Below are 12,120 nucleotides of genomic sequence, written 5' to 3' on the forward strand. Positions count from 1 at the left end.
ACGGTCTTAGCGGAAGAACTGGCTCGGTGTCAGTCCAAAGCGGCGCTTGAACATCGTGGCGAAAGCGCTGGGACTCTCGTAGCCCAGCGCCAAGGCCACGTCGATGACCTTCTCGCCAACTGCCAATTGTTCCAGGGCACGCAGCAACCGCGCCTGTTGCCGCCATTGGCCGAAGGTCATGCCCAGCTCGCGCGCGCACAGGCGCTGGATGGTTTTCACGTCCACCTGCAGGCGCGCGGCCCAGTCCTGCAGGGTGGACGCATCGTCGGGATGCCGCTCCAGCCGCCGACCGATCTGGCGCAGGCGCGGGTCTCGCGGTTCGGGCAGATGCAGTGGCAGGACCGGCAAGGTCTGCACTTCGTCCAGGATCAGGCGCATCAGGCGGCCATCGCGGGAGTCTTCGGCATAGGAAGGGGCGATCTGCGCGGCGGCGCGTATCAGCGCGGCCAGCAAGGGCGTGATCGAGACCGCCGATGGCGTTGCCGGTGCCTGCGGCATGCAGTGCGGCAGGATGTACAGGCTGCGCATCTGTACCGCACCGATGCAATGTACCTGGTGGCCGACACCGGCCGGCATCCAGATTGCACGTGTGCTCGGCACCACCCAGCGGCCCATGCCCGCGCGTACCACCAGCACGCCGGTTTCCGCGTACACCAACTGGTGGCGGTCCGGGTGGTGGTGCAGCGGGATCAGCGTGGTGGCCGCGTAGTCGCGGGCCTTGCAATACACCGCCGTGTTGGGGCCGGCCGGCAGCGGCAAGCGCCGGCCTTTACGGTTGCTGGTGTCCTTTTCAAGAAGATGCATGACCATATCGCGCAGGATGGGCGGCGAGGGGGAATCTACCATGCCGGCCTCCCCTCGGTTTCATGGCCATCCCATGTCGTCCACCGCTTCCGATATCAGTGCTGCTCCGTCCCCTCAGCGTCGCCCGGTCGCGGTGGGCGTGCTTGCGGCGATCAGCAGTTCGCACCTGGTCAACGACATGATGCAGTCGCTGATCCTGGCGCTGTACCCGATCTTCAAGGGCCAGTTCCACCTGAGCTTCGCCCAGGTGGGCCTGATCACGCTGACCTACCAGCTCACCGCGTCGCTGTTCCAGCCCTTGATCGGCCTGCGCACCGACAAGCGGCCGGCGCCGTATTCGCTGCCGATGGGCATGTTGTCCACCTTGTGTGGCCTGTTGCTGCTGGCGTTCGCGCCGAACTTCGTGACGGTGCTGGTGGCGGCGATGTTGGTCGGCATCGGCTCGGCGATCTTCCATCCGGAATCCTCGCGCATCGCGCGGCTGGCTTCCGGTGGTCGCCATGGCCTGTCGCAGTCGGTGTTCCAGCTTGGAGGCAACGCCGGCACTGCGGTGGGCCCGCTGCTGGCTGCGGCGGTGATCGTGCCGAATGGGCAGCGCAGCGTGGCCTGGTTTGCCTGTGCGGCGCTGTTGGGCATTGGCTTGCTGACCTACGTCAGCCGTTGGTACCAGCAGCATCTGCTGGCCGTGGCCGCGCAGCCCAAGGCCGCGGCCAAGCCGGCCAATCTGTTGCCGCCGAAAACCGTGGCCTGGGTGATCGGCATCCTGCTGGTGCTGATCTTCAGCAAGTACTTCTACATCGCTGGCTTGAGCAGCTACTACACCTTCTATCTGATCCAGAAGTTCCACGTGTCGGTACAGAGCGCGCAGTTGCACCTGTTCGGTTTCCTCGCGGCGTCGGCGGCTGGCACTCTGTTTGGCGGGCCGTTGGGTGACCGCATTGGTCGCAAGCCGGTGATCTGGGCCTCGATCCTGGGTGTGGCACCGTTCGCCCTGATCCTGCCGTACGCAGACCTGCAATGGACCATGATCCTGACGATGGTCATCGGCTTTGTGTTGTCCTCGGCGTTCTCGGCCATCCTGGTCTATGCACAGGAGTTGATGCCCAACCGCATCGGCACGGTGTCCGGCCTGTTCTTCGGCTTCGCCTTCGGCATGGGTGGGTTGGGTGCCGCGGTGCTGGGCGTGCTCGCCGACCACACCAGCATTCTCTGGGTCTACAAGGTGATCTCGTTCCTGCCGCTGCTGGGCATCGTCGCCGCCTTTCTGCCCAACCCGCGCGCGCGCTGAGGTGTGGATATGCAACGCCCGGCCGTGGCCGGGCGTTGTTGCCCTGGGAACTTCAGGGTGCCGCTCGGTTCTGCGCGGCTTGGTACCAGTGTTGGCTGCGGTTGACGAGGTACACCACGGAAAGCATCACCGGCACTTCGATCAGCACGCCGACCACGGTGGCCAGGGCTGCACCGGAATGCACACCGAACAGGCTGACGGCGGTAGCCACCGCCAACTCGAAGAAGTTGCTGGCACCAATCAGCGCGGAAGGGCCGGCGACGCAATGGGCCACACCCAGCTTGCGGTTGAGCAGATAGGCCAGACCTGCATTGAAATAGACCTGCAGCAGGATCGGCACGGCGAGCAGGGCGATGATCAGCGGCTGTTCAATGATCTGCCTGCCCTGGAAGCCAAACAGCAGCAACAGCGTGGCCAGCAAGGCAGTCAATGACAGCGGCCCCAGCCGTTCCAGCACGCTATCCAGACGCGCCTGCCCGCCACTGCGCAGCAGCCATCGGCGTAGCAGCACGGCAATTGCGACCGGCAGCAGGATATACAGCGCCACCGAGAACACCAGCGTTGCCCAGGGCACGTTGATTGCCGAAATGCCCAGCAACAGCGCCACCAACGGGGCGAACGCCAGCACCATGATGGCGTCGTTCAAGGCCACCTGGCTCAAGGTGAAGTTGGCATCGCCACGGCACAGGTTGCTCCACACGAACACCATTGCGGTGCAAGGCGCGGCAGCCAGCAGGATCAGGCCGGCCATATACGAATCAATCTGCTCGGCTGGCAACCACGCCGCAAACAGGTGGCGCAGGAACACGCCGCCCAGCAGTGCCATCGAGAAGGGCTTCACCGCCCAGTTGATGAACACGGTGACGCCGATGCCGCGCCAGTGCTGGCCCACCTGGCGCATCGCCCCGAAATCGACCTTCAGCAGCATCGGAATGATCATCAGCCACACCAGTACGGCCACCGGCAGGTTGACCTTGGCCAGTTCCATGCCGCCGAGCCGCGCGAATGCCGCCGGGAAGAGATGGCCAAGCAGGGTGCCGGCGAGGATGCACAAGGCCACCCAGACGCTGAGGTAGCGCTCGAACAGGCCCATGCGCACGACTTGTCCGGTCACCGCGTGTCCCCATCGTCGGCTGCCATCACGCCGATGGCATCCAGTGCGGACTGCAGTGACTGACGGTCATCCCATACGGTAGGGGGCAGGGCAAGCAGCGCCCGCAGGCGCGCTTTGATGATGCGGTGTGCCCGTGCGAATGCGGCACGCTTGGCCGCGTCATCGCCTGCAACCGCAGCCGGATCCGGTTGCCCCCAGTGCGTGCGCACGAAGTCGCCAAACACCACCGGGCAGGTTTCGGCGGCTGCGGCGTCGCAGACCGTAACGACCAGATGCAGGCGTGGGGCATCGGCAACGGTGAATTCGTCCCAGGATTTGCTGCGTAGGCCGTCGCTGGCGAAACCTTCGGATTGCAGTTGCGCGATCGCCAATGGGTTGACCGTGCCCGTGGGTTGGCTGCCCGCACTGAAGGCAGCAAACCGGTGGCCGCCCCAGGCCCGCAAGCTGGCTTCGGCAAGCACGCTGCGGGCACTGTTGCCGGTGCACAGGAAGAGGACGTTGCGGGTCATGGCGATGGCTCGGTGCAGACAAGTGATTTGAGCAGGCAGGCGGCGCGGTTTGCGCGCATGCCGGCGGGTGGGTTCAGCAGCAGGTCTTGGCCTGCGTGGTGTTGCAGTTCGGGTCGGGCGAGCCCGCGCAGCAGTTCTCCGTGAGGTACGCCAGCAAGGCATTCATGGCCGGGTAGTTGGCCCGGTAACAGACATTGCGGCCGAGGTTCTCGCTCTGTACCAGTCCGGCTTGCACCAGTTCCTTGAGATGGAAGGACAGCGTCGCATTGGGCACGGACAGCGCCGCGGCAATGTCGCCGGCCATGCGTCCTTGCGGGCCGGCCTCCACCAGCAGGCGAAAGGCGGCAAGACGGGTCGCGTGGCCGAGCGCGGTGAGGCCGGCTATTGCCTGATTCATTTCCATATTTCTAGAATAGTCGAATGAATAAGAGCGAGCAAGCCATGTCTGATCCACTCCCGAACATCGATCCCCAACTGCTCCCGGACCTGCAGGCCGACCTGTTGGGTGCCGAATCGTGCACGCACCGGCCGCGCATCCTGTTGCTTTACGGCTCGCTGCGGCCGCAATCGTTCAGCCGCAAACTGGCGTTGGAAGCCGAACGCGTGCTGCAGCAACTGGGCGCGGAAACCCGCTTGTTCGATCCGCACGATCTGCCGCTGCTCGATAGTTGTGGCAGGGAGCATCCAAAGGTGCAGGAGTTGCGGGCGCTTTCCCTTTGGTCGGAAGGGCAGGTATGGGTATCGCCGGAGCGGCACGGCACGCTGACGGGGGTGTTCAAGAACCAGATCGACTGGCTGCCGCTGGAAGATGGCAGCGTGCGTCCTACCCAGGGGAGGACCCTGGCGGTGATGCAGGTGTGCGGAGGCTCGCAGTCCTTCAATGTGGTCAACACCCTGCGCGTGCTTGGCCGTTGGATGCGCATGGTCACCATCCCCAACCAATCCTCGGTACCCAAGGCCTGGCAGGAATTTGATGAACACGGGCGCATGCGGCCCTCGCCGTACTACGACCGGGTGGTCGACGTGATGGAAGAGCTGATGAAGTTCACCATGATGGTGCGCGGGCGCAGCGATTACCTGGTCAGCCGCTACAGCGAGCGCAAGGGGGCAGCCGAAGCCGCCCAACTGGCGCGCGCGGCGGGGGTGGTTGAAGCCAGCGCGCCCTGAGTTGCCGCGACCTGCCCCCCTCTCTTTCGCTGCGCGCAGGGGAGGGCTGGGGAGGGACAGTCCTTGCGTTTGTACCCGAATCGTCCGATCACGCATGCAGTGGCTCGTGATCTGGTTGTGCATCAGCGCAAGAGGTGGAGGCGCATGTGCCGGTTTGGGATGCATGCGCTCTTCCATGTGTGCACGATGTTGCACGTTTTGTAGTGTTTGTGCATTATTTGGTTGAGGGATCCATTCGCGCCCCACGGCGATCCCGATGCCGCTTGGGCTTATTCCCAGCCAGATCCACATCGCTACAGAACGCCATCACATGACTGCCCCGGACCCCGACGCGCTGCCGCAGGAGCGCCAGCAACGCATCCTCGACTTGCTCCGCAAGCAGGGCCGGGTGGTGGCCAATGAGCTGGCACTGGCGTTCGCGGTTTCCGAGGATTCCATCCGCCGTGATCTGCGTGAGATGGCCGCCAAAGGCCTGTGTCGGCGGGTGTATGGCGGGGCGTTGCTGCCGACGCCGCAGTTCGACGCGTTGCCCGAACGGGTGGGGCGGGATGATCCGGAGCGCAGTGCCCTGGCCGCCCACGCCGCCTCGCTGCTGTTGCCAGGGCAGGTGGTGCTGATGGATGCCGGTTCCACCAATGTCGCTATCGCCCGCGCGCTGCGGGGCACGGCTTTGACCGTGGTCACCAATTCACCGGCCGTTGCCGATGCCTTGTCTGGTGCGCAGGCCGCCGAGGTGGTGATGATCGGTGGCAGGATCGATCCGCGCAGTGGCGGCGCCATCGGCTCCATTGCCTTGCAGCAGCTGGCCGAACTGCAGGCCGATGTCTGCATCCCCGGTATCTGCGCGGTCGATCCTGAGACCGGCATCTGGGGCATCAATGCAGAGGAATGTGCGTTCAAGCAGGCGATGCTGCAGGTCAGCGCTACCACGCTGATCGTCGCCGGCAACGAGAAGCTTGGCGCGCGTGGCAGTTTCCGCATCGCCGGTATCGAGCAGGTTGATCAACTGCTGATCAGCGACCGCGTCGGCACGGAAATGCAGGAACGGCTGGCCCCCTTCGCCCAGCGGCTGCACCGGGTTGTCGTCGCAAAAGACTGATGCAGTGGCTTGATCGCGCGCACCGGCAATGGAAACAACAAGGAACAACAAGTGACGCATCCAACAGGACTACAGCGCAGCCAGCAGATGGCCACGCGCGCAGCCTTCTTCGTTCCCGGCTTCGCGATTGCATGCTGGGCACCGCTGGTGCCGTTTGCCAAGGCCCGCGCTGGTCTTGATGACGCATTGCTGGGGGTGTTGCTGCTGTGCCTGGGCTTGGGCTCGCTGTTGTCCATGCCGCTGGCAGGCATGCTGGCCGCGCGCCATGGTTGCCGGAAGGTGATGCTGGCTACCGTATTGATGATGGTGCTGATGCTGCCCTTGCTGGCACTTGCATCCACGCCGCTGACCATCGGTGCCGTACTGCTGGTGTTCGGTGCCGGCATCGGTGCCATGGACTGCGTGATGAACATGCAGGCGGTGGTGGTGGAGCGCGAATCCGGCCGCGCGATGATGTCGGGCTTCCATGCCTTCTACAGCATTGGGGCGCTGTCTGGCGCAGCCTTGGCGACCTTGCTGTTGTCGATTGGCGCCGGTGCCGTGTTGTCCACTTTGGTGGTGGCTGCCGGCGTTGTCGCGATCACGGCATTGTCATCGCGCTGGTGGCGCAGTGAACGTGCCGAGCAAGGGGGAAGCAGCTTCGCCCTGCCGCGTGGCGTGGTGATCGTGATTGGTGCGGTGTGCTTCATCAGCTTTCTGGCCGAAGGCTCGATGCTGGATTGGAGCGCGGTGTTCCTGCATGACGTGCGCGGCATTGAGTTGGCCCATGCTGGCTGGGGCTTTGTCGCCTTCAACATCGCCATGACTGCCGCGCGGCTGTTCGGCGACCGGCTGGTGAACCAGCTTGGGCCGAGCATGGCCGTGCTGCTCGGGGGGCTGCTCGCATGTGCAGGCTTCGTGTTGGCCACCCTGGTGCCAAGCTTCGCTGTAGCGCTGCTGGGCTACGCGCTGGTTGGCATTGGTTGCGCCAATATCGTGCCGGTGATGTTCAGCCTTGCCGGGCGGCAGACCCGCATGCCGGAGAGCGTGGCCATTCCAGCCGTCACCACGATGGGGTACGCGGGCGTGCTGCTGGGCCCGGCGGCAATCGGTTTCGTTGCCCAGCAGTGGTCGCTGCCGTCTGCATTCCTGATGGCTGCGGCGTCGCTTGCGCTTGTTGCGGTAGTTGGTTCGATGCTGCGGGTACGCTGAGCAAGGCTGCTTTGTCGGATAACTGGGGCCTGCGTTGGTACTTCTGGTCATCGCCATTTTCAAGCAGTCGCTGGCGGTGGTTCGGTTGATGGCTGCGTCGCCGCCGTCGGCAAGCTGCGTACATGCACATCCTGCTGCGGGTAAGGGATTTCGATCCCGGCTTCCTGCAATGCTGCGTGGATGCGGGTGATGAGCTCGCTGCGGATGTTGAGCCAGTTGTCGTAGTCGCGGGTCCAGGCGCGAACACTGAAATCAAGCGAACTGGCGCCGAAGCCAACGAACAGCGCGGCGATGGCCGGCTCGTTGGCGATACCGCTGGTTTGTCTGGCGCAATTGGAAAGCAGTGCCAGAACCTGCTGTGGGTCACTGCCATAGGCAACGCCGACATTCACCTCAATGCGCCGGTTGCGGTCGAGCAGGGTCCAGTTGACCAGCGGCTCGGACAGCAGGGTGCCGTTGGGTACCACCACATCGGCACCATCGAAGGTCTTGATGCGGGTGGAGCGCATGCCGATGTCGCGCACCCGGCCGTTGATGGGGCCGACCTCCACCACGTCGCCGGGTTGGATCGGCCGCTCGAACATGAGGATCAGGCCGGAAACGAAGTTGTTGACCACGTTCTGCAAACCAAAACCAATGCCGACGCCCAACGCGCCGAACAGCAGCGCCAGCTGGCTGCCTTTGAAGCCTGCGGCCGACAAGGCGATGATCACGCCGAGCATCAGTACCGCATACGAGGCAAGCGAGGCGATGCTGTTGCCGATGCCACGTGACATGTTGGCGCCGTGCTGAAGCACATCCTGCAGCAGCAAGCGGGTTATCCGCGCGGCCCAGAAGGCAATGGTGATTGCCGCGATGAAGGCCAGCACGTGGCCGAGTGACAAGCTGAATTCACCAATGGAGAATTCATGCGAGAGCAGCCTGCTCAGCAAGGCATAGGTCGGCCGCAGGATGCGGAAGCTGTCCATCGCATAGACCACCCAGCCGATGACCGCGGCGAATATGCCCAGCCGGCCAAGCAGCGCCAACAGCGGCGGCGCATGATCACGGGTAAGCCGATAGCGTGCCAGGCTGGGCCGGCTCAGCAGCAGGTGCAGCAGGCTCAACAGCACGGCGATGCCGACGTAGAGCAGCAGGCCAAAGTAGGCGCTGTCGATGATCGCGCTGGTCAGCATCTCCGCCAGCGTGAGGTTGCCGACAACGTTGGCTGCAAGGGAAACGGCGAACAAGGCCTGTGCGGCCCATGCCGCCATGCGCAAGGCCTGCCCCGTGCGCCCGGTGGTACTGGCGTGGCCGCTGCGGTAAGCCTGCCATTGCATCAGTCCGGTCAGCAGCATCGCGACGATGGTCAGCGCCAGTGTGTAGTAGCGGAATGCGACATTGCTGGACAGGAAGAAGATGCCCAGGCCACCAAGCAGGTACAGCAATGATGCGACCAAGGGCCAGTAGCCCAGCAATCGCCGGCTGCCCGGAGGCAGCAGTCGCAGCACGGGGATCAGCGCGAAGAGCATGCCTATCTGCAAGGTCAGCAAGGGGGCGTCGGGCTCGATCGCCAGCATCACCATGGTCGACAGCAGCAGCCAGGTGGATACGGGCCGGGCCAGTACGCGTTGTGCGGCAGCTTCAAGGTTGCCGTTGGCGGGCGTCCGCCGATGGTAATGCCAGCCCCATAGCAATAGTGGGATCAGCAGTATCTGGATCCCGTGGAACAGGAACTGTGTGCGCCGGTGCTCGCTCACGTAGGCGCGGCTGAACTCCAGTTCGATCTGCAGGCCGGAGGCAAGGGCGTCGCTGGCTGCTGCGGGCTGATCAGGAGAGCTTGCATCAGCTCGCCATAGCGGTGGCGAATCTATCTGCAGCAATTGGTGGTCGAGGTAGGCAATGGCATCGGTGACAGCGGCGTGGCCGGATTGCAGCCGGGTCTCCAGGGCATTGGCGCGCGCGCTCAATTCCATTTGCCGGGAAAGCGGTACAGCAAGTGCCTGCTCGGCTCGGGTGAGCAGTGTGATCAGCGCATCGATGCGGCTCAGCAGCACCGGCGGGATATCGCTGGGGTGTTCACGGGTGAGCTGCCAACTGGCGCGGCGCCGTGCCAGCTCTGCGGCGTCCGCGGCATACGGCTCGGTAGCGGTCTGCAGGGCATCACGCCAGCGTGCAAAGCGCTTGTCGTCGAACTGCCAGTGTCGGTCAAGGCTCTCCAGGCGAATGATCGGGACCCTGCGCAGTTGCGTTGGTGACAAGGCTTGCCTGCGTTGGTCCACCGAGCGGGTGATCGCTTCCAGGCCTGGGCCCAGTGCGGCGGTGGGATCGAGCTGGCCGGCGCGATCGATCGCGGAGATGGCAAGACGCTCGTCGGTATCGGCACGGATCACGATCAGCGCGCTGTCGATGGGTTCCGGGGTGTTGGGTTTCGGCTGCGCAGCGGTCGGCGCTGTGGCAGGGTCAGGCGGCGAGCCTGCCTGCGCGTGGGCGACATGGCAGCAGGCCACGGCGAAACAGAGCACAGCTGCGCGTAGCCAATGCATGGGCGATTCCCGAGGGGTGGACGCTCTTGTCCGCGTCGCGGCAGTGTCGCACAGGGGCGGTTTGGGTGGAGTGGCAGACGCCCGGGAGCGCGCGCTGGCTGCATTGACCTGTGCGCTGCCGGCGTTGCAGCGCTGGCGTCCGTCGACATTGCCGGCGCATGGGGAGGCGGGCGTGACCTTCGGCGGGTCCCGGGACACGTGCTGATCCTTTACCCTCCAAGGTTGCGCCGCGCCACCTTGTGCGGCCTTTCCCTGTTTGGCCGGAGATGTACATGTCGTTTTCCAAGCTCGTCCCGTTGTCCCTGACGGTTGCAATCGCCGCCTCGCTCGCCGCCTGCGGCAAGACCGAAGCGCCTGCCGCGCCGGCTGCCGAAGCCAAGGTCGCGTTCGACCAGTCACAGCTCAAGACCCAGCTGATCTCGCTCAACGCCGCTGATCTGGATCCGGCCGTGCAGGCCTGTGCCGACCTCAACGGCTTCGTCAACAGCAAGTGGCTCAAGGCCAATCCGGTGCCGGGCGACCAGACCACCTGGGGCAGCTTCGAGATCCTGCGTGAGCGCTCGCTGGAAGTGCAGCACGCGCTGGTCCAGCAGGCTGCCGCTGGCAAGGCCGCAGCCGGCTCCAACGAAGCCAAGATCGGCGACATCTGGAAGACCGGCTCGGACGAGGCAGCCATCGAGGCCGCCGGCATCAAGCCGCTGCAGCCGGAGCTGGACAAGATTGCCGCGCTGAACGACAGCGCCGCCATCACCGGCTACCTGCGCGATGCCTATGCGCAGGGCAATGGCTTCCTGTTCTCGCTGTACGCCAGCCCGGACTTCAAGGATTCGGCCAACGTCATCGCCTATGTCGGCCAGGGCGGCCTGGGCTTGCCGGAAAAGGGCTATTACTTCGACGAATCGCAGGCCAAGATCCGCGAGGCCTATGTGGCCTATATCGAGCAGCTGCTGACACTGTCCGGTGTCGATGCCGCGCAGGCCAAGCAGCAGGCCAAGGCGGTGATGGATTTCGAAACCCGTCTGGCCAAGGCCTCGCTGTCGCGCATTGAACTGCGTGACCCGGCCAAGCGCTACAACCCGGTCAGCGCCGCCGATGCCGACAAGCAGACCCCGAACTTCAGCTGGAGCGCGCTGTTCGACACCTTGCAGGTCCCGGCCAAGGACAAGTTCTCGCTGGCTCAGCCGGGCTTCTTCAGCGAGCTGAACACCATGCTGGCCGACGTGCCGGCGACCACCTGGCAGGCCTACCTGCGTTTCCACACCGTGGACAACGCCGCACCGTACCTGAGCAAGAACTTCGAGCAGGCCAACTTCGACTTCTTCAGCAAGACCCTGCGCGGCCAGCAGGAAATGCAGCCGCGCTGGAAGCGCGTGCTGGATTCGGTGAATGGCTCGATGGGCGAAGCGCTGGGCCAGCTGTACGTGGACGCGGTGTTTCCGGCCGAATCCAAGGTGGCGATGCAGCATCTGGTGGAGAACCTGTCGGTCGCGCTGAAGGCGCGCCTGGAAGGCCTGCCGTGGATGGGCGAGGACACCAAGAAGAAGGCGCTGGAGAAGTGGGCCAGCTTCACCCCGAAGATCGGTTACCCGGACAAGTGGCGTGATTTCTCCGGCCTGACCACCAACAGCGACAGCTACCTGGGCAATATGCAGGCCGCGCAGGCGTTCAACTACCGCTACATGCTGGCCAAGATCGGCAAGCCGGTGGACAAGACCGAATGGGGTATGACCCCGCAGACGGTGAATGCCTATTACAACGCGACCAAGAACGAGATCGTGTTCCCGGCCGCCATTCTGCAGCCGCCGTTCTTCGACGCCAAGGCCGATCCGGCACTCAACTACGGTGGTATCGGTGCAGTCATCGGCCACGAAATGATGCACGGCTATGACGACTCGGGCAGCCAGTTCGCCGCCAACGGCAACTTCGACAACTGGTGGACCGATGCTGACCGCACCGCGTTCAACAGCCGCACCGACCAGTTGGTCGCGCAGTTCGACGGCTATGAATCGCTGCCGGGCGTGAACGTCAAGGGCAAGCTGACCCTGGGCGAGAACATTGGTGACCTCGGCGGCCTGACCGTTGCCTATGACGCGCTACAGATGGCGCTGAAGGAAGACGAGAAGCTCAACGTACCGGTTGATGGCTATACCCAGGACCAGCGCTTCTTCATGAACTGGGCCACCGTGTGGCGCCGCAACTTCACCGATGGCGAGCTGCGTGTTCGCCTGAACACCGATCCGCACGCACCGGCCAACTTCCGCGCCAATGGTGCGCCGTCCAACATGCCGTCCTATGCCGCCGCGTTCCAGTGCAAGGCCGGCGATGCGATGGTACGGGCCGACGACAAGCGGGTGGTGATCTGGTGATTGCGGGTGTTTGACCGCAATCTGTGAATGAAGAAGGCCCGGCAATGCCGGGCCTTC

Annotated in this window: 10 protein-coding genes; 5 read left to right on the plus strand and 5 right to left on the minus strand. The window is 64.3% G+C overall.

Annotated elements, in window-relative coordinates; genetic code table 11:
• Window positions 1-6: 6 nt before the first annotated feature.
• A complete protein-coding gene (locus tag RT131_RS04205; RefSeq protein WP_313170550.1) occupies window positions 7-846 on the minus strand; it encodes a helix-turn-helix transcriptional regulator in 840 nt (279 codons plus the stop codon).
• Between the two features lie 31 nt (window positions 847-877).
• Here RT131_RS04205 and RT131_RS04210 point away from each other — a divergent pair, with 31 nt between their 5' ends.
• Window positions 878-2,092 (plus strand): MFS transporter, encoded by a 1,215-nt coding sequence (locus tag RT131_RS04210; RefSeq protein WP_313170552.1) that lies wholly within the window; start codon window positions 878-880, stop codon window positions 2,090-2,092.
• 52 nt (window positions 2,093-2,144) lie between these two features.
• Here the strand turns inward: RT131_RS04210 and arsB are convergent, their stop codons facing one another.
• From arsB to RT131_RS04225, 3 genes are all read right to left on the minus strand, one after another.
• Window positions 2,145-3,185, minus strand: a complete 1,041-nt coding sequence (gene arsB / locus RT131_RS04215) for an ACR3 family arsenite efflux transporter (RefSeq protein ID WP_313170767.1) — start codon at window positions 3,183-3,185, stop codon at window positions 2,145-2,147.
• Between the two features lie 17 nt (window positions 3,186-3,202).
• Window positions 3,203-3,715: an arsenate reductase ArsC gene (locus RT131_RS04220; RefSeq protein WP_313170554.1), complete on the minus strand. Its 513-nt coding sequence runs from the start codon at window positions 3,713-3,715 to the stop codon at window positions 3,203-3,205.
• A 73-nt stretch (window positions 3,716-3,788) separates the two neighbouring features.
• Window positions 3,789-4,118, minus strand: a complete 330-nt coding sequence (locus tag RT131_RS04225) for a metalloregulator ArsR/SmtB family transcription factor (protein ID WP_313170556.1) — start codon at window positions 4,116-4,118, stop codon at window positions 3,789-3,791.
• Window positions 4,119-4,156: 38 nt separating this feature from the next.
• Between RT131_RS04225 and arsH the strand changes: the two genes are divergently transcribed.
• From arsH to RT131_RS04240, 3 genes are all read left to right on the plus strand, one after another.
• The gene (arsH, locus tag RT131_RS04230) at window positions 4,157-4,882 is read left to right on the plus strand and encodes an arsenical resistance protein ArsH (protein WP_313170558.1); all 726 of its coding nucleotides are present in this window, start codon (window positions 4,157-4,159) and stop codon (window positions 4,880-4,882) included.
• Between the two features lie 310 nt (window positions 4,883-5,192).
• The gene (locus tag RT131_RS04235; RefSeq protein ID WP_313170560.1) at window positions 5,193-5,981 is read left to right on the plus strand and encodes a DeoR/GlpR family DNA-binding transcription regulator; all 789 of its coding nucleotides are present in this window, start codon (window positions 5,193-5,195) and stop codon (window positions 5,979-5,981) included.
• Between the two features lie 87 nt (window positions 5,982-6,068).
• Entirely contained in the window at window positions 6,069-7,172 is a 1,104-nt protein-coding gene (locus tag RT131_RS04240) for an MFS transporter (RefSeq protein WP_313170769.1), read from the plus strand.
• Window positions 7,173-7,231: 59 nt separating this feature from the next.
• Here RT131_RS04240 and RT131_RS04245 read toward each other — a convergent pair whose 3' ends face one another.
• Window positions 7,232-9,697: a mechanosensitive ion channel domain-containing protein gene (locus RT131_RS04245; protein ID WP_313170562.1), complete on the minus strand. Its 2,466-nt coding sequence runs from the start codon at window positions 9,695-9,697 to the stop codon at window positions 7,232-7,234.
• A gap of 272 nt (window positions 9,698-9,969) precedes the next feature.
• On the opposite strand from RT131_RS04245, the gene RT131_RS04250 reads away from it, so the two are divergent.
• A complete protein-coding gene (locus RT131_RS04250; RefSeq protein WP_313170564.1) occupies window positions 9,970-12,063 on the plus strand; it encodes a M13-type metalloendopeptidase in 2,094 nt (697 codons plus the stop codon).
• The last annotated feature ends 57 nt before the right edge of the window (window positions 12,064-12,120 follow it).

Origin of the sequence: Stenotrophomonas sp. (assembly GCF_032066555.1) — a bacterium.
Taxonomy (GTDB): Bacteria; Pseudomonadota; Gammaproteobacteria; order Xanthomonadales; family Xanthomonadaceae; genus Stenotrophomonas.

Bases quoted from the DNA above. Each gene is read 5' to 3' on its own strand.
- RT131_RS04205 (WP_313170550.1), bottom strand. From the start codon at position 846: ATGGTAGATTCCCCCTCGCCGCCCATCCTGCGCGATATGGTCATGCAT.
- RT131_RS04210 (WP_313170552.1), top strand. From the start codon at position 878: ATGTCGTCCACCGCTTCCGATATCAGTGCTGCTCCGTCCCCTCAGCGT.
- arsB (WP_313170767.1), bottom strand. From the start codon at position 3,185: ATGGGCCTGTTCGAGCGCTACCTCAGCGTCTGGGTGGCCTTGTGCATC.
- RT131_RS04220 (WP_313170554.1), bottom strand. From the start codon at position 3,715: ATGACCCGCAACGTCCTCTTCCTGTGCACCGGCAACAGTGCCCGCAGC.
- RT131_RS04225 (WP_313170556.1), bottom strand. From the start codon at position 4,118: ATGGAAATGAATCAGGCAATAGCCGGCCTCACCGCGCTCGGCCACGCG.
- arsH (WP_313170558.1), top strand. From the start codon at position 4,157: ATGTCTGATCCACTCCCGAACATCGATCCCCAACTGCTCCCGGACCTG.
- RT131_RS04235 (WP_313170560.1), top strand. From the start codon at position 5,193: ATGACTGCCCCGGACCCCGACGCGCTGCCGCAGGAGCGCCAGCAACGC.
- RT131_RS04240 (WP_313170769.1), top strand. From the start codon at position 6,069: ATGGCCACGCGCGCAGCCTTCTTCGTTCCCGGCTTCGCGATTGCATGC.
- RT131_RS04245 (WP_313170562.1), bottom strand. From the start codon at position 9,697: ATGCATTGGCTACGCGCAGCTGTGCTCTGTTTCGCCGTGGCCTGCTGC.
- RT131_RS04250 (WP_313170564.1), top strand. From the start codon at position 9,970: ATGTCGTTTTCCAAGCTCGTCCCGTTGTCCCTGACGGTTGCAATCGCC.